This window comes from Rossellomorea sp. FM04394 (genome assembly GCF_041889765.1).
Taxonomy (GTDB): Bacteria; Bacillota; Bacilli; order Bacillales; family Bacillaceae_B; genus Rossellomorea; species Rossellomorea aquimaris_B.
In genome coordinates this window covers 424,784-448,714 of record NZ_CP168654.1, presented here as the reverse complement: position 1 = coordinate 448,714, position 23,931 = coordinate 424,784, and the positions used below count along the sequence as shown (strand labels likewise).

20 protein-coding genes and 1 other annotated feature are annotated in these 23,931 nt (G+C 46.0%); all 20 genes read right to left on the bottom strand.

What is annotated here, in order from left to right; translation table 11 throughout:
- Positions 1–46: 46 nt before the first annotated feature.
- The gene (gene leuB, locus ACCB35_RS02335) at positions 47–1,159 is read right to left on the bottom strand and encodes a 3-isopropylmalate dehydrogenase (protein WP_374055573.1); all 1,113 of its coding nucleotides are present in this window, start codon (positions 1,157–1,159) and stop codon (positions 47–49) included.
- Between the two features lie 60 nt (positions 1,160–1,219).
- Entirely contained in the window at positions 1,220–2,773 is a 1,554-nt protein-coding gene (locus tag ACCB35_RS02330; protein WP_374055572.1) for a 2-isopropylmalate synthase, read from the bottom strand.
- Positions 2,760–3,791, bottom strand: a complete 1,032-nt coding sequence (gene ilvC, locus ACCB35_RS02325; RefSeq protein WP_374055571.1) for a ketol-acid reductoisomerase — start codon at positions 3,789–3,791, stop codon at positions 2,760–2,762. Before ilvC ends, ACCB35_RS02330 begins: the two co-directional genes overlap by 14 nt.
- A gap of 61 nt (positions 3,792–3,852) precedes the next feature.
- Entirely contained in the window at positions 3,853–4,377 is a 525-nt protein-coding gene (ilvN, locus tag ACCB35_RS02320; RefSeq protein WP_044339131.1) for an acetolactate synthase small subunit, read from the bottom strand.
- Positions 4,374–6,095: an acetolactate synthase large subunit gene (gene ilvB / locus ACCB35_RS02315; RefSeq protein WP_044339130.1), complete on the bottom strand. Its 1,722-nt coding sequence runs from the start codon at positions 6,093–6,095 to the stop codon at positions 4,374–4,376. The genes ilvN and ilvB overlap by 4 nt, the downstream gene beginning before the upstream one ends.
- Before the next feature lie 363 nt (positions 6,096–6,458).
- Positions 6,459–6,719, bottom strand: a binding site (T-box leader).
- On the bottom strand, positions 6,720–8,387 hold the full coding sequence (gene ilvD, locus ACCB35_RS02310; protein WP_374055570.1) for a dihydroxy-acid dehydratase: 1,668 nt from the start codon (positions 8,385–8,387) through the stop codon (positions 6,720–6,722).
- A gap of 15 nt (positions 8,388–8,402) precedes the next feature.
- On the bottom strand, positions 8,403–9,302 hold the full coding sequence (ilvE, locus tag ACCB35_RS02305) for a branched-chain-amino-acid transaminase (RefSeq protein ID WP_374055569.1): 900 nt from the start codon (positions 9,300–9,302) through the stop codon (positions 8,403–8,405).
- A 724-nt stretch (positions 9,303–10,026) separates the two neighbouring features.
- On the bottom strand, positions 10,027–11,172 hold the full coding sequence (locus tag ACCB35_RS02300; RefSeq protein WP_374055568.1) for a homogentisate 1,2-dioxygenase: 1,146 nt from the start codon (positions 11,170–11,172) through the stop codon (positions 10,027–10,029).
- On the bottom strand, positions 11,120–12,103 hold the full coding sequence (locus tag ACCB35_RS02295) for a fumarylacetoacetate hydrolase family protein (RefSeq protein ID WP_374055567.1): 984 nt from the start codon (positions 12,101–12,103) through the stop codon (positions 11,120–11,122). Before ACCB35_RS02295 ends, ACCB35_RS02300 begins: the two co-directional genes overlap by 53 nt.
- Positions 12,104–12,109: 6 nt before the next feature.
- Positions 12,110–12,721, bottom strand: a complete 612-nt coding sequence (locus tag ACCB35_RS02290; protein ID WP_374055566.1) for a flavin reductase family protein — start codon at positions 12,719–12,721, stop codon at positions 12,110–12,112.
- A complete protein-coding gene (gene hisC, locus ACCB35_RS02285; RefSeq protein WP_374055565.1) occupies positions 12,722–13,954 on the bottom strand; it encodes a histidinol-phosphate transaminase in 1,233 nt (410 codons plus the stop codon).
- A gap of 65 nt (positions 13,955–14,019) precedes the next feature.
- Positions 14,020–15,135 carry a 4-hydroxyphenylpyruvate dioxygenase gene (gene hppD, locus ACCB35_RS02280; protein WP_374055564.1) on the bottom strand — a complete coding sequence of 372 codons (1,116 nt, stop codon included), beginning with the start codon at positions 15,133–15,135 and terminating at the stop codon, positions 14,020–14,022.
- Between the two features lie 120 nt (positions 15,136–15,255).
- On the bottom strand, positions 15,256–16,683 hold the full coding sequence (gene lpdA, locus ACCB35_RS02275) for a dihydrolipoyl dehydrogenase (RefSeq protein ID WP_374055563.1): 1,428 nt from the start codon (positions 16,681–16,683) through the stop codon (positions 15,256–15,258).
- The gene (locus ACCB35_RS02270; RefSeq protein ID WP_374055562.1) at positions 16,684–17,868 is read right to left on the bottom strand and encodes a dihydrolipoamide acetyltransferase family protein; all 1,185 of its coding nucleotides are present in this window, start codon (positions 17,866–17,868) and stop codon (positions 16,684–16,686) included.
- A gap of 15 nt (positions 17,869–17,883) precedes the next feature.
- Positions 17,884–18,879, bottom strand: a complete 996-nt coding sequence (locus ACCB35_RS02265) for an alpha-ketoacid dehydrogenase subunit beta (RefSeq protein ID WP_044339122.1) — start codon at positions 18,877–18,879, stop codon at positions 17,884–17,886.
- Between the two features lies 1 nt (position 18,880).
- A complete protein-coding gene (gene pdhA / locus ACCB35_RS02260; RefSeq protein ID WP_374055561.1) occupies positions 18,881–19,945 on the bottom strand; it encodes a pyruvate dehydrogenase (acetyl-transferring) E1 component subunit alpha in 1,065 nt (354 codons plus the stop codon).
- Positions 19,946–20,001: 56 nt separating this feature from the next.
- Positions 20,002–21,108 carry a Leu/Phe/Val dehydrogenase gene (locus ACCB35_RS02255; RefSeq protein WP_374056929.1) on the bottom strand — a complete coding sequence of 369 codons (1,107 nt, stop codon included), beginning with the start codon at positions 21,106–21,108 and terminating at the stop codon, positions 20,002–20,004.
- A 107-nt stretch (positions 21,109–21,215) separates the two neighbouring features.
- A complete protein-coding gene (locus ACCB35_RS02250; protein ID WP_374055560.1) occupies positions 21,216–21,611 on the bottom strand; it encodes a thioesterase family protein in 396 nt (131 codons plus the stop codon).
- A gap of 515 nt (positions 21,612–22,126) precedes the next feature.
- Complete coding sequence (locus ACCB35_RS02245) at positions 22,127–22,921, bottom strand: ABC transporter ATP-binding protein (protein WP_299741409.1); 795 nt, start codon at positions 22,919–22,921, stop codon at positions 22,127–22,129.
- The gene (locus tag ACCB35_RS02240) at positions 22,905–23,924 is read right to left on the bottom strand and encodes an ABC transporter permease (protein WP_044339118.1); all 1,020 of its coding nucleotides are present in this window, start codon (positions 23,922–23,924) and stop codon (positions 22,905–22,907) included. Before ACCB35_RS02240 ends, ACCB35_RS02245 begins: the two co-directional genes overlap by 17 nt.
- Positions 23,925–23,931 lie beyond the last annotated feature (7 nt).

The following is a 23,931-nucleotide window of genomic DNA, read 5'->3' as shown; positions in this document are numbered from 1 at the left end:
GCTGAGTGAGTAGCGCTTGATTTCACAAACCCCGGTAAATTCCATCTTACAAGTAAGCCGCCAAGATCGAAGACAGAGCGTGATCCGCTTCCAAGCGCTCGACAACCAGCTGACTCATGGCACCTGTCCCGACAACGGTTCCGCGGCCCATCGTCCAAAGGTCTCCTGTTCGGTAGCCTGCATTCAATACTTCCTGAACAGCCATTTCAATCATTTCAGCCTCTTCTTTTAAGCCGAAGGAGTGTCTAAGCATCATGGCAACCGATAGAATCATAGCCAGTGGATTGGCTTTTCCTTTTCCGGCAATATCAGGTGCAGACCCGTGTACCGGTTCGTAAAGACCGAAGGAGTCTCCTCTTAAACTAGCGGAAGGCAGCATCCCCAGGGACCCTGTGATCATGGATGCTTCGTCACTCAGGATATCCCCGAACATATTCTCCGTCACCAGTACATCGAATTGCTTCGGCTGATACATCAGCTTCATGGCAGCGACATCGACCAGCATGTGCTCCACTTCCACATCCGGGTATTCAGGAGCTACCTCATTCACGACTTCGCGCCACATTCGACTTGTTTCCAAAACATTTGCCTTGTCAACGGACGTTAATTTTTTCTTGCGTTTTTGAGCCAGCTTGAAGGCTTTATGAACAATCCGTTCGATTTCACTTTTTTCATAGACCAGTGTATCGACGGCTACTTCATCCCTTTTTCCTTGACGACCCGATGGCTGACCGAAGTACAATCCCCCTGTCAGTTCCCGGACAATCACTAAGTCTACTTCTTCAACGATGTCACGCTTTAACGGGGAAGCACCAAGTAAACTTTCAAATGCTTTAACCGGGCGCAGGTTCGCGAATAAGTCAAACTCTTTGCGGATGGCCAGGAGACCTTTTTCAGGACGCAGCTCCTTCGGAAGATGCTCCCATTTTGGTCCTCCTACGGCCCCTAATAGAACGGCATCACTATTTTTACAAAGCTTGATCGTTTCAGGAGGTAATGGTGTACCGAAGCGATCAACGGCAGATCCACCGATGTATCCTTTTTCCACTTGGAATTCATGGCCGAACCAATCACCCACTGCCTTCAGTACTTCTAATGCCCCGTCCATAATCTCTTGACCGATACCGTCTCCTGGTAGTACAGCGATTTTTTTCTTCATTAGAATTACCTCCTGTTTTTGGTTTGTATGAGGAGCCTTGAATGACAAGGCTCCCATCGTTTATAAGCTCGCTTCCACCGTTTCGGGCTCCCTGGAGTGTGATTTCCGTTGAGCTGAGCGATTCACGGCGTTTAAATAAGCCCGTGCCGATGCTTCTAATACATCCTGGGCGGTTCCTCGTCCACTAGTGTTTTCTCCGTTATATTCAAGTCGGACATATACTTCTGCAAGGGCATCCCGGCCCCCTCCGACTGAGTTGATCTTGTAATCTAATAATCTGGAAGGACTCGGCAGGATCTTTTCGATTGTATTGTAGATGGCTTCTACACTTCCTGACCCCGTTGAAGCGAGCTGGGTTACGCTGCCGTCCTCAAACTTCAATTCGATCGTAGCGGTCGGGATATTGTCCATACCATACTGGACCTGCATTCTTTCTAATGTAAACCCGACTCCATCGGTCATTTCCGTTTGCTTATTCGTCAGGATACTGAAGAGATCTTCATCGACGATTTCCTTCTTCTTATCAGCCAGATCTTTGAATGCATGAAATGCTTCATTAAGCTTCTCATCCGAAAGCTCAAAGCCTAATTCAATCACCTTATTCTTAAAGGCGTGACGTCCGGAGTGTTTTCCCAGAACCAGGCGGGTTGCATTCACTCCAATCAGTTCAGGGGTGATGATTTCGTACGTTGTTTTTTCCTTCAGCATTCCGTCCTGATGAATGCCTGATTCATGAGCGAAAGCATTATCACCTACGACCGCTTTGTTAGCCGGTACTCTCATCCCCGTCAGCTTACTGACAAGAGAGCTTGTTTTCTTGATTTCATCCAGCTTCAGGCGGGTTGTCGCACCGTAAAAATCTTCCCTGATCCTCAGAGCGACTGCGATCTCTTCCAGAGCGGCATTCCCGGCTCTTTCCCCGATTCCATTGATTGTTCCTTCAATTTGATCGGCTCCGTTTTCAATGGCAGCCAGTGAATTGGCTGTGGCCATTCCCAGATCATCGTGACAATGAGCCGACAACTTTACCCCATCGATATTCGGAACATTTTCCCTTACGTACCGAAAGAGTTCTCCGTATTTATGAGGGGTGATATATCCTACCGTATCAGGAAGGTTAATGACGGAAGCCCCTGCTGCAATGACTCTCTCCATGATCTTTACCAGGAAATTCAAGTCTGTCCGGCACGCATCTTCTGCTGACCACTGAACAACCGGGAAAAATTTCTTCGCGTATTGAACGGCCTGGACGGCTGTATCGATGACCTGATCCGGTGTCATCTTCAGCTTATGTGTCATGTGAATGGGAGAGGTTGCAAGAAAGACATGCAACCTTGGTTCTGCGGTTCCTTTAAGGGATTCCCATACCGCATCGATATCACGCTGTTGAGCTCGCGCCAGCCCTGTAACAGAGCTGTTTTTGATCGTGGAACCGATCCTCTGCACGGCATCGAAGTCTCCTTTTGAAGCTGCAGGAAAACCGGCTTCAATGATGTCCACTCCGAGTCTCTCCAACTGCTTCGCTACCTCGATCTTTTCAATCGTGTTAAGATTTACGCCCGCTGACTGTTCACCATCCCGTAAGGTTGTGTCAAAAATCTCAATGGTTCGCACTCGCAACCACTTCCTTTTCTTTAGTAGAAGGTTTCTGTACAAATGGCATCATTCTACGAAGCTCTTTTCCAACCACTTCAATCGGGTGCTGACTTTCACGCTGGTTGATTGCGTTAAACTCCGGACGGTTCGCCTGATTCTCCAAGATCCATCCCTTCGCAAATTTTCCTGTTTGAATATCCGTTAATACTTCCTTCATGCGTGCTTTCGTTTCTTCGTTCACCACTCGCGGTCCTGAAACGAAGTCCCCCCATTGAGCTGTGTCGGAGATCGAGTAACGCATTCCTTCCAGTCCTTGCTCATACATCAGGTCAACGATCAGCTTCAATTCGTGTAAACACTCGAAATAGGCGACCTCTTTTTGATAGCCGGCCTCGACCAGCGTTTCGAATCCTGCCTTTACAAGGGATGTCACTCCACCACACAGGACCGCCTGTTCCCCGAATAGATCAGTTTCCGTTTCTTCCTGGAAGGATGTTTCAAGGATTCCGGCACGTCCGGCACCTACACCTTTCGCATACGCAAGCGCGAGTTCTGCGGCTTGACCTGAAGCGTCTTGGTAAACCCCAAAGAGTGCAGGTACCCCGGCTCCTTCTTCAAATGTCCTTCTTACCAAATGTCCCGGTCCTTTCGGGGCTACCAGGAATACATCTACATTTTCCGGGGGGACGACTTGATGGAAATGGATATTGAATCCGTGTGCAAATGCCAGTGCTTTGCCTGCTGAAAGTGCCGGCTTGATTTCTGCTTCATACACTTTCGGCTGATGCTCATCCGGCAGGAGAACCATGATGACATCTGCCTGTTCACTCGCTTCGCGGACGGAGTAGACATCAAAGCCATCCTTTACTGCCTGGTCCCACGACTTTCCTTTTCTCAATCCCACTACAACATCAAAGCCGCTTTCCTTGAGGTTCTGAGCATGTGCGTGACCTTGTGAACCATATCCGACAACCGCTACTTTCTTCCCTTTTAAAACCTCTTCATTCACATCTCCGTTATAATATACCTTTACCATTTCCCTCATCCTCTCCATTTTTTGAATAATAAGTTTTTTCAAAACGTGAATCCAGCAGCTTCTAGTTCACAATTGAATACTGTTTCAAATCTGTGACTGATTTACCATTTCCCCTGGCAAACGCCGTGATACCGGTTCGGGCGATTTCTTTGATCCCATAAGGTCTTAACAAATCGATGATGGCCTCTATCTTGGATGTTTCCCCTGTGACCTGGACGGTTACGCTGTCTCTTGCCACATCAATGATGGCGGCCCTGAAGGGTTCTACGATTCCATTGATTTCGGATCTCGTCTGCCCTGTACTTAACACTTTGATGAGTGCCAATTCTCTTGCGACGACTCCTTGATCGGTGATGTCTGAAACCTTGAGGACATCAATTTGTTTATGCAGCTGTTTTAAAAGTTGTTCAATTTTGCGATCGTCTTCTACATTGACGACAAACGTCATTCTTGAAATCCCTTCGACTTCTGTATAGCCGACTGATATGCTTTCAATGTTAAACTGACGCTTTGTAAACAATCCGGTTACCCGGTTCAAGACACCGCTCCGATTATGAACGAGGGCCGTTACAATCCGTTTCCTCATGGTTTCACTCCTAACATTTCGTGTAATCCCTTCCCTGGAGCCACCATCGGGTAGACATTTTCCTTTGGATTCACCCAGCAATCAATGAGTACGGGTTCATCACTCGTTAAGGCTTCCCGTAAAACTGAATCGACTTCTTCCTGTGTTTTCACGCGATATCCTTTGATTCCGTACGATTCAGCCAGTTTTACAAAATCAGGCTGTGTGGAGAACACCGATTGTGAGTATCTCTCTTCAAAGAATGTTTCCTGCCATTGTCTCACCATCCCGAGGGTAGCGTTATTAAGAAGGACCACTTTCACAGGAAGGTTCAGCTCTTTCAGGAGAACCAGCTCCTGTAGTGTCATTTGGAATCCGCCATCTCCTACAAAGGCGACCACCGTACTTGATGGGTTTGCCAACTGGGCTCCGATTGCTGCCGGGAATCCGAATCCCATCGTGCCAAGCCCTCCGGATGTGACCCAATTATTAGGTTTTTTAAAGGAGTAGTATTGTGCCGCCCACATTTGATGCTGTCCCACGTCCGTTGTGACAACCGCTTCCCCGTTCGTCATTTCGTACACCTGTTCAATCAATCGCTGAGGGGAGAGCACATCGTGAGCCTGGTTATACCAGAAAGGATATTCCCTTTTATATGACTTAAGATGATGATGCCAGGCATCGAAATCAGGTTTTTCCGCCTCATGTTGAAGAAGTTTAGCGAGTGCCTGCTTCGCGTCTGCAACGATCGGAATCTGCGTTTCAACATTCTTCCCGATCTCAGCTGGATCGATGTCGATATGAACCACTTTGGCCCGTGGTGCAAAGGTGGCAAGATTTCCTGTTAACCGGTCATCAAATCTGGCTCCGATATTGATGAGCAAGTCACATTCATGGATGGCCATATTACTTGCATAGCAACCGTGCATCCCTGCCATCCCTAGAAACAGCGGGTGATCAGCAGGAAATCCACCTAAACCTAAAAGGGTATGAATGACAGGAAGGTCATATTGCTCTGCGAATCTCTTCAGTTCCTCTGTTGCCTTTCCATGAAGCACCCCTGCCCCGGCCAAGATGACCGGCTGCCTGGAAACCTTAATGGCATCTACCAATTTCTTGATTTGAAGGGGATTTGGATATAAGTTAGGCTGATACCCGGGTAAGTCCATTTCTACTTCGTGTACCGGATAAGCTTGCTGCAGTGTCAAGTCTTTCGGAATGTCGACGAGTACCGGTCCGGGCCTTCCGGTCGAAGCAATGTGAAAAGCTTCCTTCACGATTCTCGGAAGATCCTTGATATCACGAACCTGATAATTATGCTTTGTAATCGGCATCGTGATGCCGACCACGTCCGCTTCCTGAAATGCATCGGTTCCGATCACCCCTGAAGCCACCTGCCCTGTAAAAACCACCAAAGGCAATGAATCCATCATGGCATCTGCAATCCCGGTTACGAGATTCGTAGCTCCCGGTCCTGATGTGGCAATCACCACACCCGGTTTCCCTGATACCCGGGCATATCCTTCTGCCGCGTGGATGGCCCCCTGCTCATGACGGGCAAGTACGTGCTTGATCGGGGCTTTGTAAAGAGCATCGTAAATCGGCAAGACCGCTCCCCCAGGATATCCAAACAGAATCTCAACCTTTTCCTCCTTTAAAGCTTTCATGAGCATATCAGCACCGTTGACGTTTTCTGTTAGTGTCTGTGAAGCCGGTTCTGCCTCTACCTTCGCTCTCATTGCCTATCTCCTCCCTTTTATTAAAAGCGCAGGCGGCTTGGTCAGGCCCGACAAGCATAAGGCAAGGTCGCTGAAAAGGCGTTTTTTGCCTTTTTGGCGAGATTGACTTATGACCTCGAGGGACTAGCCGCCGGAGCTGGATATATTAAATGCGCGGGCGGCTTGGTCAGAGGCGACAAGCATAAAGCGAACATGCCGGAAAGGCGTTCTTTGCCTTTTTGGTATGTTTGATTTATGACCTCGAGCCTCTAGCCGCCGGAGCTGGATATATTAAATGCGCAGGCAGTGAATCACCTGAGCTTTTTTCATCCACTTTCCCAAACAAAAAAGACCTTTCCACCCACTACGACAGAGTTCATCTTTCGCAGGGGCGAAAAGGTCTTCATCCTTTCCACGGTACCACCCTAATTCAGAGATAATTTGATATCATCTCCCTTTGCAGGCTGATCGGTTTCACCAGCCTTTGTTTTTGTAACGAGTAGCATCTACTCGATCGTTCCTACTTTTAGAGGTTCAGAACGATACTCAGAGGGGATGTCGGTATTGGATGTATTACTGGTTTGCAGCACCACCAGCTCTCTGAAAATACGATTTCCAACCCTTTTACCTCTTCAACGCTTTTTACTATTCCGTTTTCAATATTCCACCTGTACTGGCTGACGTTACAAGCTTGGCATATCGTGCTAAGTAACCTTTTCTAATCTTCGGAGGGGGTTGTACCCACTCCTTTTGTCTGAACTGAAGTTCCGTTTCTGACACCATGAGGGAAATCGTTCGATTCGTCAGATCAATGAAGATGGGATCTCCATTTTCAACAACACCGATTGGTCCTCCTTCAGCAGCTTCCGGTGAGACATGACCGATTGAAATGCCTCGCGATGCTCCGGAAAACCTGCCGTCTGTCATGAGTGCCACTTTCTTTTCCAGGCCCCGTCCTGCAATGGCTGCCGTTGGTGCCAGCATCTCCGGCATTCCCGGACCACCCTTTGGCCCTTCGTACCTGATCACCACTACATGCCCTTCTTTCACTTCTCCACTTTCAATGCCTCGAAGTGCGTCATCCTGAGATTCATATACAATCGCTTCACCCATGAACGTTTTAATGGACGGGTCGACTGCACCCACCTTGATGACTCCACCATTTGGAGCGATATTTCCGAAGAGGACGGATAATCCTCCGACTGGACTGTGGGCGTTTTCCTTGCGACGGATGACATCGTCATTTTGAATATGAGCATCTTGTACGTTTTCATAAAGAGACTTTCCTGTTACCGTGATTCGATCGTTGTGAACAGCCCCCATTTCACATAATTCTTTAATAATGGCGCTGACCCCTCCAGCATTGTGAACGTCCTGCATGGAGTAGTCAGAGGCTGGGCTTATCTTGGATAAATAAGGTACTCGTTCTGCGACTTTATTGATCCGGTTGATGTCGTAATCAATCTCCGCCTCATTCGCAATGGCCAGTGTATGAAGGACGGTATTGGTGGAGCCTCCCATAGCCATATCCAAAGCGAATGCATCGTCGATTGTATCCTCTGTGATGATATCTCTTGGTTTAATATCTTTCTTGACCATTTCCACTAGATATTTGGCCGCATCCTTGATTAGCTGATGCCGCTCTTCAGAGGTGGCAACGATTGTTCCATTCCCCGGAGGAGCCATCCCGAGCATTTCCATCAGGGAATTCATGGAGTTCGCTGTGAACATCCCAGAGCATGATCCGCAAGTCGGACACGCATTGGCTTCTATGTCGAGAAGCTGTTCAGCCGTCATTCTTCCTGACTGATGGGCACCTACTCCCTCGAAAACCGATACGAGTGATAATGGCTTCCCTTCGCTCGAAACACCTGCTTCCATCGGGCCTCCCGATACAAAAACGGATGGGACATTTGTTCTGACCGCTGACATGAGCATTCCCGGTGTGATCTTGTCACAGTTTGGAATGTAGAATACTCCATCGAACCAGTGAGCATTAATGACGGTTTCTGCTGAGTCCGCGATCAGTTCCCGGCTTGGTAATGAGTACCTCATCCCGATATGTCCCATGGCGATCCCATCGTCAACACCGATTGTATTGAATTCGAATGGAATGCCGCCGGCTTCCCGGATCGCTTCTTTTACCACTTGGGCAAATCCGTTTAAATGCATATGGCCTGGAATGATATCAATGTAGGAGTTACACACCCCGATGAATGGTTTTTCCAAGTCTTCAAGCTTCACTCCCGTAGCGTACAGTAAACTGCGGTGAGGAGCTCGATCTATTCCTTTTTTGATCATGTCACTTCGCACGTCATCACCTCCAACTTAGCCAACTTGAGCATTTTGTTTGTAAACTTTTCTTCCATCCTGCGTGACAGTATTTCTGAACTCCTGTAATAATTGATTTGTATACTTTCCAGGTTTTCCTTCACCGATCACGCGGCCATCAACCTTTACAACGGCAATGACTTCTGCGGCTGTTCCTGTTAAGAACACTTCATCTGCCGTATACACATCATGACGGGTGAAAACTTCTTCCTTCATCTCAAATCCAAGCTTTTCGGCGATCTCGATGATTGCGTTCCGGGTGATCCCTTCTAGGGCCCCTACATATCCAGGAGGGGTCAGGATCTTCCCTTTTTTTACAATGAAGATATTGTCCGCTGATCCTTCCGCTACATACCCTTGGTCGTTAAGCATTAACGCTTCACTTACACCAGCGAGGTTGGCTTCGATTTTTACCAGGATATTATTTAAGTAGTTCAACGATTTAACCTTTGGTGAAAGAACATCTGCACGGTTACGGCGACTTGCTACTGTAACGATATCGATGCCCGTTTCGTATAAGCTTTTAGGGAACAGGGCTAATTGTTCTGCAATGACAATGATTTGTGGTTTTCTACAAGTAAATGGATCCAACCCTAAGTTTCCAACACCTCTAGAAATGACCACACGTATGTAGGCATTCTCTAGTTGATTCTTTTTCAATGTATCAACGATAATGTCACACATCTCTTCTTTCGTTACTTCGATATGCAACATGATTGATTTTGCAGAGTCATAAAGGCGATCAACATGTTCTTCTAGACGGAACACATTCCCATCGTACATTCGAATACCTTCGAACACTCCATCTCCATATAGAAAACCATGGTCGTACACAGATACAACTGCGTCTTCCTTTTTTACGTATTGCCCGTCTAAGTAGATCCATTGTTCGTTCATGTTAATCATTCCTTTCCTGGTGAGAATTTATTTGATTTTTTCGAATTTTATTTTTGCACTGAAGGACTATTTCTCCAGTTGCTGTGGAACCTATTTGACAGCAGGTTGGAATAAGTTGAGGTTGTTGCTTCCTGCTGGCTCATATTTTTTTATTGAGGACAATATTACTCCCGTTTCCCGGGAAGGTCAACAGGCTTTTTGTAAATTTTTTGACTATTTAGATTTATCTGATTTTAAGTAAACGCTTACATCTTTGTCCTTATAGAGTTTGTTGGGAATAAAATTTTTTTTGGATTTTTTTATTTCAGTGGGTGAATAGTGGTTCAGTTTTCGACTCGGTCGCTATATGAAATATTTCGACAAAATCCCATGAGAATGGAGGTTTGGGGAGTTTTGTCCTACGCTGTGAGGGGGTGGTTTATTCTCATTAACTTTATATAATTGAGAATATCTTTCTACTATTAATTATGAGAATGAATTTTTATTCAGCAGAAAGACGATCAGCAAAAAGGATTGGTTCAACTCACAGACGTCAATCCTTACTATTTATTTTGTTTTTCGGACTCCAAATTTCAACTTCGCTCCTTCAACTTCCTTCTATTATCTTGAATATTTTTTCGCAGAAACAAATAATACCCTTAGTATGTCGTTCACCTATATTAAACTGTATATAAATAAAAGAACCAATCCAAGTAACCCACAAGGTCTTGGACTGATTCATTTTCTACACCCATGTAAACATATAATTTGGATCTTCGACATTTCTGGCTTTCTTGACTATTTTCAATGGTTTGAAGGTATCGATCATAACGGCAAGCTCCAGGGTTTCTTTTTTCCCGATACTGGCTTCTGTCGTTCCTGGATGTGGACCATGTGGAATGCCGCTCGGATGAAGGGTGATCGAACCTTCCTTAATTCCTTTTCTGCTCATGAAGTTTCCTTCTACGTAATAAAGCAGCTCATCACTATTCACGTTGCTGTGATTATAAGGAGCAGGAATCGATTCCGGATGGTAGTCGTATAATCTCGGCACGAATGAACACACAACGAAATTATGCCCTTCAAATGTTTGATGTACAGGAGGCGGCTGATGGACACGTCCTGTGATCGGCTCGAAATCCTCAATGTTAAATACCCATGGATACAAATAGCCATCCCAACCGACTACGTCCAGTGGGTGATGATTTAATATATGTGAATGAAGAGCCCCTCTTGATTTCGTGATCACCTCAAATTCGCCTTCTTCATTTACGGTTTGCAATTCTTCTGGCCCCCGTAAATCCCGTTCACAAAACGGGCTGTGCTCCAAAAGCTGACCATATTCATTACGATAGCGGCGAGGTGTTGTAATCTGGCTAAAGGATTCAACAATCAGCATTTTGGTCTCTTCTTCAGGAACGACGCGATAGATCGTTCCAATCGGAATCACCACATAATCCCCTTTTCCATAGGAGATCGTTCCAAACATCGTCTCCACTTTTCCTTTACCGAAATGAATATATAGCATTTCATCTCCATCCCCATTGCGATAAAAGCTCTTCATTTCTTCCGTGACATAGGCGGTTCCGATCAACAGATCAGTGTTACCGAGTAAATATTCACGACTTTTTAAAGCACAGCCTTTTTTCTCCACTCTGTCCGTAAAGAAATGTCGATGACGAAGTGCACCTTCTTCCTCAAACTCCGGCATATAACTCACTAAATAGTCCGTTTTCGCCACAGCCGTCGGCAAATGATGATGATACAAAATCGACTGTGTTCCCGAGAACCCCTTTGTTCCCATGACCTGCTCCCTGTAGAGCGTGCCATCGTCCTTTTTAAACATGGTGTGACGTTTGTGAGGTATTTTCCCCATTTGTCGATAATACATGGTCTTCCCCCTCTCTTCTGCTTGCAACTGTATTACGCAAAATTCCCAGTCCGGCAATCTCTAATTCCACCACATCCCCTGGTTTTAACCAGGGATGTGTCTCAGGACCAAGTTCTAATATGCAGCCTGTTCCGACGGTTCCTGATCCAATGACCTCTCCCGGATAAAGGGTGACGTCTTTTGAGGCACGTTCGATCATATCAGCGAACGTATAATGAATATCGAGATAATTCCCTTGGGACAAGAGCTTCCCATTCACTTTGGCCGTCATGGAAAGATCAAAACGGTTTCCTCTCCGATTAGACTCCAGTTCATCCCCCGTCACCAAATAAGGACCGAATGAAGTGGCAAAATCCTTCCCTTTCGCAGGCCCGAGACCGACTTTCATTTCATGCTTCTGAATGTCCCTTGCACTCCAGTCGTTCATGATAAAATAACCGTAAATATGATCTTCTGCTTTTTCTTTTGAAATGTTCCTGCCTTCTTTTCCAATGACGCAGGCGATTTCCAGTTCATAATCCAGCCACTCACAGTCAACAGGCTTTTCAATGTGCTCGTTCGGACCCTTCACTGCTAAATGATTGGTGAAATAAAATACAGGGACGTCATACCATTCCGGAATCACTTCAAGTCCCCTCCGCTTCCGTGCCGTTTTCACATGCTCTTCAAAAGCATAGAAATCCCGTATGCTGACAGGCCTCGGAATCGGCGCCTTTAGCGTGATATCACGCAAATGATACACTCCCTTATCTCCAGCAGAAAACGTACCGATCTCTTTTATCTTTTTCAATCCTTCTTCCCCAAGATCAATAATGGACAATATATCCTTAGGGAGAGTTCCTTCGCTAATGGCATGCAGGTCCGCTGCAAGTTCACCTTGAACGATACCTGCTCTTAATTTTCCTTCTTTTACAAAGCTAACAAGCTTCACTTGTCATCACCTTTTTCGAATCAATTCAAATGAATCGGATAATGGTTTGGTATACATTTGTCCAGCCAGTCTACCTACCGGCTTTAATTTCTCTGAATCTATTTTGCCGTCGTAATAGAGTTCGTTATCGATTCTTACGCATTCTACCTTTCCGATCACGAGACTCCCTGCACCGGGATGATCGCCGAAGTGAAGGACCTCATGAAGAACGCATTCCAATTGAACCTTGCTTTCAGACACTCCTGGAGGCTTTACCGTGACGGACTCTTTCTTCGTCAGACCGACTTGTTCGAATTCATCAACGCCAGATTCATATTCAATGGCACAATTATTCATTTTGTCCACGAACTCTTCACTCACGATATTGATGACGAATTCCTTCGTGTTCTCGATATTAGTAAGGGTATCCTTTTTGCTGCCATCCTTTCCTTTTCTCATCGGAGAGAAGCAAACGAGCATCGGGTCGGCACAAATGGCCGTAAAAAAGCTGTATGGCGCAAGATTCGCATTCCCTCCTTCATCAAGAGATGAAACGAATGCAATCGGACGAGGTAAAATCGAACCAACCATTAATTTATAAGCGTCCTGCCACTGAAGGGTACGAGGTTTGATATCCATTTATTTCACCCCTTCACTTTGTAATATATCTTCCAATGCTTGTATGAACCTCTTGTTGTCCTCTTCTGTTCCAATCGTGACCCGTACGGTCGTCGGGTACCCAAGAAGAGTTCCTGAACGGACGACCAGTCCCCTTTTTACAAGCTCATAGGAGACCGTGTCACCATTCAATCCGGTATCCACCATGATAAAGTTCGATTGAGAGGGGAAATAGGATACACCCAGACGGTCAAACTCCCCTTCTAAAAAGAGGCGACCCCGCTCGTTCTTATGGGTGCACTCTCTTATAAATGCCTGATCCTCAAGGGCGATGATCGCTGACTTCTGAGCAACCGTATTAACATTGAAAACATCTTTCACTTTTCGGAGCTGTTCGGCAACTTCTTCGTTCATGACCCCGAAGCCGACTCTTAAACCCGCAAGGCCATATATCTTGGAGAATGTTCTGAGAACAATCAGATTTTCGAATGCCGACAGCAGCGGCAGGGTTTCTAAATAATCATCGGTTGTGACGTATTCCATATACGCTTCATCCACTACTACCAGGATGTGTGACGGCACGCTCTCGATAAACTGCAGTAGTTCTTTTTTACCGACGATGGTTCCGGTTGGATTATTAGGATTACAAACAAAGATCAGCTTGGTGTTCGGAGTGATCTGGTCGTGCATCGCTTGCAGGTCATGGGTACCGTTGACTAAAGGAACGATAACCGGGGTACCCCCTTCTAAGGACACATTGGTTTGATACCTGGGAAATGTAACGTCGGCCATGATGGCTTCATCCCCGCTGCTCAAATAGGCTCTCGTCAATAATCGGATCACTTCATCCGAGCCATTCCCAAACACGAGCTGTTCCTTAGGCACGCCTAAAAATGTCGCTACCTTATGACTAAGCTCGACGGCAGCTCCGTCCGGATACAAAAACAAGTCGCTTCCGTTTTCTTTAAACCACTGCTTCACTTTTGGAGAGCAGCCATATATGTTTTCATTTTCTGATAGCTTTCTGATAGAGCTCAGACCATGCTCTTTCTGTAAGTCTGAGAGCGTTTTCCCCAGCACATATGGAGCGATATGTGTGACCGCTTCTCTTGTTTTGAACTTCAGTGTCATACATGAATCCCCGCCTTTCTCATGGATGAAGGGGGTTGACTCAAGTGTTAGCTTATCTTCTCGTTCAAATATAGTACCCACAGTGCGTACAATATTATAAGTAGAAGCAGCTAATCTCTTCATGAGTTAACCCCCTGACCGGTCCTTTGACCCCCGTTATATATGTTCTATCTATCTATTTTTTATTTTTATAGGTTTCCTCTGCGTTCCTGCTCCCGCTCGATGGATTCGAATAATGCTTTGAAGTTTCCTTCTCCGAATCCTCTTGCACCCTTTCGTTGAATCACTTCAATGAATAGGGTCGGACGGTCAACGATTGGCTTTGTGAAAATTTGAAGCAGGTAGCCTTCGTCATCACGGTCTACTAAAATATTCAACTCTTTGATTTTAGAAATCTCTTCGTCGATTTCCCCTACACGCTCTGAAAGCATGTCGTAATATGAATCCGGCGTGTTAAGGAATTCTACCCCGTTTTCTTTTAAAATACCGACTGTTTTCACGATATCTTCTGTTAAGATGGCAATGTGCTGAACTCCTGGACCACCGTAGAACTCAAGGTATTCCTGGATTTGTGATTTACGTTTTCCTTCGGCCGGCTCATTGATCGGGAATTTGATGCGACCGCCGTTATGCATGACCTTGGACATAAGGGCGGAGTATTCCGTTGTAATGTCTTCATTTGTGAAATGGCGCATTTCCTTGAAGCCCATCACTTTTTCGTAATATTCCACCCACTCTTCCATGCGCTCCACGTTTCCTACTACATGGTCGACAGCAATGATACCGGCATCTTCATTTTTAAGAGCGGAATCATACTTTTCAAAGCCTGGCATGAAGATTCCCTTATAATCTTTACGCTCCACAAGGGTATGGATTGTATCCCCGTATGTACCAATGATGGCTTTTTTTAGTTTTCCGTTATCATCTTCGAGCGTCGAAGGTGGCATGATTTCAATCGCACCGCGGGACACCGCTCCAGTGTAAGCCTTTTCAACATCATCCACCACAAGGGCGATATCTTTAATGCCGTCTCCATGATGTTTCACGAATTGGGACACACGGCTTCCTTCGTGCAGGCTTCCTGTAATAACCAATCGTACTTTATTTTGTTGCAGTACATAGGATACTGTGTCGCGATTTCCTGTTTCCAGTCCTGAATAGGCAACGGTCTTAAATCCGAATGCTGTACAGAAGAAATGGGCGGCCTGCTTTGCATTCCCCGTATAATACTCTAAATAATCAACATCTCTTACAGGGAAGACTTCTTCTACTTTAACCTGCTTTTTTGCTACATTCTCTTGCATCTCAATCCCTCCATTGAACGTTAGTATATTCTGAATATTATATTAAATAGTTTTATAGAACTTCTCAAGAGCGGCTAGTAAAGCTTAAACGCTTCTCTGCGATGAAGTCACGACCGCTTTTTATCTCGCGGGCTCCTTTTTTCTGGGAGGCATATGCACAGCGTCCCCCTTTAATCCTTCGACCGCTTCCAGAAGACTTTCATTCATGTTTGGGTGGGGATAAAGTGGAAAACGAAAGTCCTCATCTCTCGCTGCCATTTCAAGACCAAGTACCCCTGAGGTGATCAACTCGGCTGCTCCCATCCCCATTATATGAATACCCAGGATCAAATCCGTTTCACTGTCTGACACGACTTTCACGAATCCATCCTTCTCCTCTGTCAGCTGAGCGTACCCGTTTCCTCTGACAGGGTTTTCACTTACTTTAACCGAATAACCTGCCCGTCCGGCTTCTTCCTCCGTCATTCCTGCACATGCAATAGGAGGACTCATCTGCACCACCGTCGGCACAAACTGAAGATCTACTTCCACTTGAAGCCCAGCCATTGCCTCGGCTGCCGCCTTCCCCTGTTTGATCGCCTTGACTGCGAGGGACGGACCTTCCGTGACATCGCCGATCGCCCAAATATTCGGTATGGAGGTCCGTCCCTCCCGATCTGTCCGGATATAATCCTCATCGGTTAATTCAACACGGAGACGGTCAAGGCCGAGGTCTGATAGGTTCGGCTTAACTTTTCCGCTTGCGACAAAATGTGAGCCTTCGATTGAAACGACTTCTCCGTTCCCCCTGTCAAGGTTCACTGTGACTTTTGCTTCAGCTTGACTGGCAGCTTGCAGCGTAGAATTCTTGATTACATTGACCTTCTGCTTTTTTAACTGTCTGAACAGCTCTTTGGATATGGCAGAGTCAAATGGAAATTCCCCGTTCAAAATAAGGGTGACATGACTTCCCAATATAGAGAAAACAGACGCGATCTCTAGGGAAATATAATCGGTCCCATATACAATGAGTTCCTCTGGTATTTCCTCCAGCTGAAAGATTTCTCTCTCCTTTAGTACATGAGTCGAATCAAATTCTATTCCTTCAGGGTAATGAAATTCACCACCGGTCGCGACAATGGCTTGCTTGAAATTGAAAAGGGAAAACTCATGACCGTTTTCAACTCCAATACGGGATTCTGACAGGAAGGATGCAGAACCCTTGACGATTTCAACCTTATTCGCTTTGCACAGGGATTCTATCCCTGTACGAAGCTGGGTGATCTTTTTATTTTTATAGTGTTGAAGAGTAGAGAGATTTGCTTCTACTTCCCCAAACTCCATCCCCATCTCCTTCCGGTGCTTCGTCTTTTTAAATTCTTGGGCAAAATGGGTAAAGACTTTTGATGGGATGCACCCTTTATTCAAGCAGGTCCCTCCCAGCTCTTCTCTTTCGATCAGCGTCACATTCAGTCCTAAACCCGCAGCTCGAATGGCTGCATGATAGCCGCCCGGACCTCCCCCGATGACGACAATCTCTTTATCTTCCGTGATCTCTCCCACTACCATTTACATCAACTCCAAAAGCATGGACTCGGGCTGTTCAATCAAATCCCGTAATCGATTCGTAAACTTAACGGCCGTTCCGCCATCTACCACTCTATGATCAAATGACATAGACACATTCATCATTGAGCGGACGACAATTTCATCTTTATCATTCACCATCGGGCGCTTCTTCGTTTTATGGAAAGCAAGGAGGGCAACTTCCGGTTCGTTAATGATCGGAGTGGCTCCGATCGACCCGTTCAGGGGTCCTACGTTACTGACCGTGAAGGTTCCGCCTTTGATATCTTTCATTGTTAACTTGCCTTCCTGTGCGTTAACGGTCAGTTTCTTCATTTCCCTATGGATGTCCCTCATTGTTTTCAGCTCGACCTGTTTAATGACAGGAACAATCAGCCCTTCGTCCGTATCTACAGCGATTCCAATATTGTGATGGGGTTGGAGCTCGACACATTCCTCCTGTTCATTGAGACGGGCGTTGAAGATAGGGAACTCCTTTAAACAGATAGAAATGGCTTTGATAAAATAAGCTCCCATGGAAATGGACCCGCGCCCCGCTTTCATGTTATCTTTCCAGGATAGCAGGTTCGTAACATCGATTTCTTCAAAATGGGTACAGTGCGGGATCGTTCTGAGTGACTGTGACATTTTAGAAGCAATTTGTTTGCGTCTTCCCCGGAAAGGAATCGTCATCGTGTCGGGTTCTTTTAAAGCTACAGGAGAAACGGGTTTAGATTCTTCTACTCGCTGTGGAGATGTCTGACTTTCTCCTTTCAAATAGAGGAAAATATCTTCATCAAGGATTCTTCCTCCCGCTCCGGAACCAACCACTTCTTCTAGGTTGATACCATTCTCCCTTGCTATTTTCCTCGTATACGGGGATGCAAGGATCCTTCTTTTCTTCATCACTTGCGTTGTTTGTGAAATGGAACGCTTGCCTAAAGACTGCTTCACGTGTTCTTGATCCATCAACAGAACCGTGGATCCCACTGGAATCGTTTCCCCTTCACTTACCGTAAACTCCTTGATCACACCTGAAAAAGGTGCCGGAATTTCCGCAGTCATTTTATCTGTTTGAACCTCTACTAATGGTTGATCGGCTTTTACGACATCTCCCACTTTTACAAGAAAGTGATTGATATTGGCTTCGGTCATGCCTTCCCCAATATCATGAAGCTTAACTTCCATGGACTCCCTCCTTATCTAATAGCGTGCTACTTTTTCCACTGCCGCTACTACACGTTTGCTGTCAGGCAGATAGAAATCTTCAAAACCGAAATAAGGAACAGGCGTATCGAATCCAGTCACCCGCTCAGTCGGAGCTTTTTGATATAAAAAGGATGTATCATTGATAATCGCCAGCACATCATTTCCGACTCCACCAGTGGCATGGGCTTCATGTACAATCACGGTTCTTCCCGTTTTCTGGACAGAACTTGAAATGAGGTCCTTATCCAGGGGATAGAGTGTCCTTAAATCAAGGACTTCGCAGGAAATGTCTTTACCTGCCGCTTCCTTAGCAGCATCCTCGGCAACCTTCACCATGGCTCCCCAAGCGATGATCGTGACATCTTCACCCTCTTTGACTACTTTTCCTTTCCCGATTTCCACCGTATACTTTTCCTCCGGCACTTCTTCACGGGAAGATCGGTAGCATCTCATAGGCTCCAAGAAAAGAATGGGATCTGGATCTTCAATGGCAGCAATCAACAGTCCCTTCGCATCATACGGTGTTGCTGGACAAACAACTTTAATTCCCGGCATATGTGTAAAAAGCGCTTCTGTACTATCGGAGTGAATTTCAGGTGCTCTGACTCCAGCCCCATAAGGAGCACGTATCACCAACGGGCAGGTAAAATGACCAAGAGTACGGGAACGCAAACGGGAAGCATGGGTCATGATCTGTTCGTATGCTGGATAGATGAATCCTAAAAACTGGACCTCAGCTACAGGTCGAAAACCGTTTAACCCCATTCCAATAGCCGCTCCAATAAACCCCGCTTCACTTAATGGTGTATCGAGAACCCTGTCTTCCCCAAATTCCTGTTGAAGACCGTCCGTTGCCCGAAATACCCCACCATTCGTTCCGATGTCTTCGCCCATTAACAGGACATCCTCGTTTTCTTCAAGCATCACCCTCATGGCGTCTGTGATGGCTTGAACCATCGTCAATGTCTTCATTTTTGTTAAGGTGCTCATTCTACTCACCTCTCCATAGCTCAAGGAGCTTTTCTTTTTGTTCCTGGATTGTCCACGTCGGAGTGGCAAACACATAATCGAAGATCAGACTCGGATCTGCGGCCGGGTAGGCTTCCAACTCCTCGACAGCGAGGTCTACTTCCTTCGTACATTCCTTTTGAACTGAATTCATCCACTCCTCATCGAACCAGCCTCTTTGCTTCATGAATCTCGTTAAGCGATCGACAGGATCGTTCTCCTTGCGACGGACCTCACTCTCCTGCTGATCACGGTACTTGGTCGGATCATCGGCGGTCGTGTGGGCACCGTATCTCCAGGTCACGGACTCGATCAAGGTAGGTCCGTCCCCGTTCCTTGCTCGCTCCAATGCTTTTAACGTTTCAAAATAAACAGCAAAAATATCATTGCCGTCGATGCGTACGCTTGGAATATCATACGCGATTGCCTTCTGGGCAATGGTTTTCGTTTTCATTTGCTTGTGCATGGGAACAGAGATGGCGTAGTGATTGTTTTGATTAAAAAATACAACCGGGGCCTCCCAGACGCTTGCCAGGTTCAATCCTTCATGAAAGTCACCCTCTGAAGTGGCACCATCACCAAAATATACAATCGCTGCATTCCGTGTTCCTTTTCTCTTCTCCGCGAAAGCCGCACCCACCGCATGTGGAAGCTGAGTCGCTATCGGAATACCAGGAGTGAAAATATTCTTTCCTTCCGGTGGCACACACCCTTCATTCCGACCTTTCCAGAATAGGAGAATATGAAGCAGGGAATGTCCGAATGTCATGGTTGCGCCATGATCGCGATAGGACGGGAATAACCAGTCCTTATCCTTTAGGGCAAGTGCGCTCCCCACCTGGGATGCCTCCTGTCCTTCATAAGGAGCATAGGTCCCGATCCGACCTTGTCGCTGCAGGCTCACCGCCTTCTTATCAAAGGTACGGATCCTGATTAAATGCCGATAAAATGTACGGACCAAGTCTTCTGAAATGTCCTTTTCATACCCGTCTTGAACCATTTGTCCTTTTTGATCCATCACCTGGACCAATTGAAATTCCTCGATCATTTCATCACCTCTTGTGGTGCTTTTTTGTTGTTACGGTAAACAATTGATTTACTATTTCATGTCCTGACCGACCATTTTGGACGTTTCGCGTGGGAGAAGAAGCTGTTTCTTCTTGTGCGTGAATGAATGCGGTCTTCACAGAAACGATTGGCTGCTTCGACTGTAGTCATGTGCTGGTTTTCTGATTGCAGATAAATATTCTGAAGGCTGTTATAGATGGCACTTGTTTTTTGGAGTACGCGTTCTTTGTTCGGTTCGTATAATTCGTCAGCCACTTGAATCAATCCGCCTGCATTGACGATGTAATCAGGTGCGTAAAGAATTCCTTTTTCATGCAGCTTCATTCCATGGGTCATGTCTAATAATTGGTTGTTGGCAGATCCTACAACCGCTTTTACTTTTAGTTGATCTACTGTATGATCGTTGATGATCCCGCCGATGGCACACGGTATGAATACATCCGCATCAACAGAGTAGATCTCATCCCCGGCTACGACCTTGATCGCCGCTCCCATACTTTTCGCCTTGGAAACCAACTGATCGATGGATTTCTGGCTAATATCCGTTACATAGAGGTCCGCTCCCTCTTCCAGTAAGCGCTCGGCTACCTTATATCCCACTTTCCCCAACCCTTGAATGGCGTAGCTCTTTCCATGAAGCTCCTTTGAGCCCCACACATTTTGGTTGGTTGCCTGCAAACCATAGATGACTCCCATGGCAGTCGGGACGGATGAATCCCCGCTGCCTCCATACTCTTCATTGACGCCCACGATACAGTTCGTTTCTTTCAAGGCATAAACAAAGTCATCAGGCGTGGTCCCCATGTCTGTCCCTGTATAGAATCGTCCGTTAAGGGATTCAACGAATTGACCGAAAGCACGGAACAGCTCCGGATGTTTGTCTTTTTCGGGATCACCGATAATTACCGCTTTTCCTCCTCCAAAGTCCACATCGGCCGCGGCACATTTGTAGGTCATCCCTTTTGATAAACGTAAAACATCTTCCAGTGCTTCATCCACTGATGCATAAGGTCTCATTCGACATCCGCCCAGTGCAGGTCCGAGAGTGGTATTATGTATGGCGATGATGGCTTTGAGTCCTGTTTCTTCATCGTTGCAGAATACAACCTGCTCATGATTTTGTATTTTTTGAAACATATCCATTTCTATTCCCCCCGCCGGCTCTCTATTTGTAACCGCTTTCACTTTTGTCGTTATGTTGGACACTAAAGCTTCCTCCTTTTACATTCTTATTCAAGAAGTACTCAAAACTAGTTTTCTTTTATTCTTTCTTTTATTTTTTCTTTAGGCAGGACGACTTGTTTTACTTCACCTTTTCCAATGAGTCTGTCATTCTCTCTATCTCTGACCGTCACTTCGGTTACGATGATATTTCGTTCATATTTAATAACGTTCGCTTTAATTTCAAGAAAAGAACCGGTTTTCGCCGGAGCCATATGCTCGACGTTCACCTTTGCCCCCATCCCTTCTTCGTGATCTTCCAAATAGGGTAGAATGATTTTTCTCGAAGCCCATTCCATGTGATACACCATTGAAACCGTTGAATACACGGGGTGAACCACGTTTCCTTCGAACTGGGCGTACATGCTGGGGGTTACTTCTGTTGTGACGACTGCCGTATGTCCTTCTGCTAATCCAGACTTCATTGCTTTCCCCCTTTAAACCAACAAATTATATATTTTTATATAACGTTAATTCAACGATATAATAACATTTTGTTTTATAAATAGTCAATAAATTGTTAAAATATTTAAAATATTATATTAATATAAGTTATGCAGAGGGACGGACCTTCAGCCATGCTGAAGGTCCGTCCCTCACTCAAAAGCGGAGGCGGCTTGCCCAGAGGCGACAAGCATAAGGCGAACAGGCCAGAAAGGCGTTTTTTGCCTTCTTGGTAAGTTTGACTTATGACCTCGAGCCTCTAGACGCCGGAGCTGGACGACATCAAAAGCGGAGGCGGCTTGATCAGAGGCGACAAGCATAAGGCGAACTTACCGGGAAGGCGTTTTTTGCCTTCTTGGTAAGTTTGACTTATGACCTCGAGGGGCTAGACGCCGGAGCTTTGACGACTTCCTTTTCCAGATAGACAATTAAAATATTCTTAACACAAAAAAGCAACGGAACAAAGTCCCGTTGCTTTTTGTAGAAGGTTGTTATCTTATGAAAGAAGTGCCCGGTCACTGGCCAGTTTGCTTCCACGGATCCGTTGAAATTCGTGGAGAAGTCCCTCGACCGTGAGATGCTTCTTCTCTTCTTCATTTACCTCTAAGATGATTTGGCCTTTATCCATCATGATCAAGCGGTTCCCAAGATCCAGTGCCTGCTGCATGTTATGTGTCACCATTAATGTCGTGAGCTTATACTTCTCGACAATCTCTTTTGTCAGGTTCGTTATGAGATCTGCACGGGCTGGATCCAATGCTGCCGTATGCTCATCCAGCAGGAGGATCGAAGGCTCGGTAAATGTCGCCATCAATAGAGAGAGCGCTTGCCGTTCCCCGCCCGATAATAATCCTACCTTTGCGTTCAATCGGTTTTCTAACCCTAAGTGAAGAGTTTCCAGTACTTCTTTAAAAAACACTCTCCGTTTTTTGGTTACCCCCATTTTAAAGGTACGTGTACGATTTCGTGAATACGCCATGGCCAGATTTTCTTCTATCGTCATGGAAGGTGCCGTTCCTGCCATTGGATCCTGGAACACGCGACCGATGAGCTTTGATCGTTTATACTCGGAAACCTTTGAGACGTCATGATCATCAATGAGAACATTACCGATATCGGGCAGAAGCACACCTGAAACGATGTTCATCAATGTCGATTTACCGGCTCCGTTACTTCCGATCACAGTGACGAAATCCCCTGGTTTCAGAGTCAGCTGGATGTCATCAAGGGCGATTTTTTCGTCGGGTGTCCCCTCATTAAATACTTTGTGAATTCTATTTAATTGTAACACCGCTCTCACCCTTTCCATCTGTGATTGGAGCCTTGTTTATTCGTTCTGCCATTCGTTGAGCTTTTCGTTTCTTATCCTTGTAGCGATCCATCACTTTAGGCATCACAAGTGCAAGAATTACGATTGTCGCCGTGATCAGCTTCATATCCCCTGTTTCCAGGAAATCGACGCGAAGGGCCATGGAAACGACCAAACGGTAGATGATTGCCCCACCGATAACGGCTAAGGTCGTACGGGCAATCGTCTTGGTTCCGAATAATGCCTCACCGATGATAACCGAAGCCAGTCCGATGATGATCATCCCGATCCCCATTCCCACATCTGCAAATCGGCTGTACTGGGCAATCAAGGCACCGGATAGAGCGACCATCCCATTCGAAATCCCTAAACCAAGAATGATCATCAGATTGGTATTAGCGGAGAAACTGCGAATCATCCGCTGATTATCCCCTGTCGCCCTTAAAGCCAACCCGATTTCTGTTTTCAAAAATCCATCCGTCAAAAATTTGATCACAAGGGTAATGATCGTCATGATAAATAAAATGCTCCAGGTTCCCGGGACAGGCTCCCCAAGTCCCACAGCCATCCACATTTTATTGAGAGCGGCATCGATCCCCAGCGGTGACCAAAACCCTTCCACTCCTGTAAAAGCAGTATCCTGACTAAGTAAAGGTACATTCGAACGCCCCATTATCCTGAGGTTGATGGAATAAAGGGCGATCATCATTAAAATCCCTGATAATAAGGCATTGATTTTTCCAAATGTGTGAAGCAATCCTGTTATACATCCTGCAACAAATCCGATGACAATCGCTGTAATGGTTGCGATGACTGGATTTACGCCACTGACAATCATGGTTGCTGCGACAGCGGCTCCTGTAACGAAGCTGCCATCGACGGTTAAATCAGGAAAATCCAATATCCGAAAGGACAGGTAGACTCCGAGGGCCATAATAGCGTAAATGATTCCAGATTCAAAGGATGCGAATATTGCTGTTGGCACGAATCAT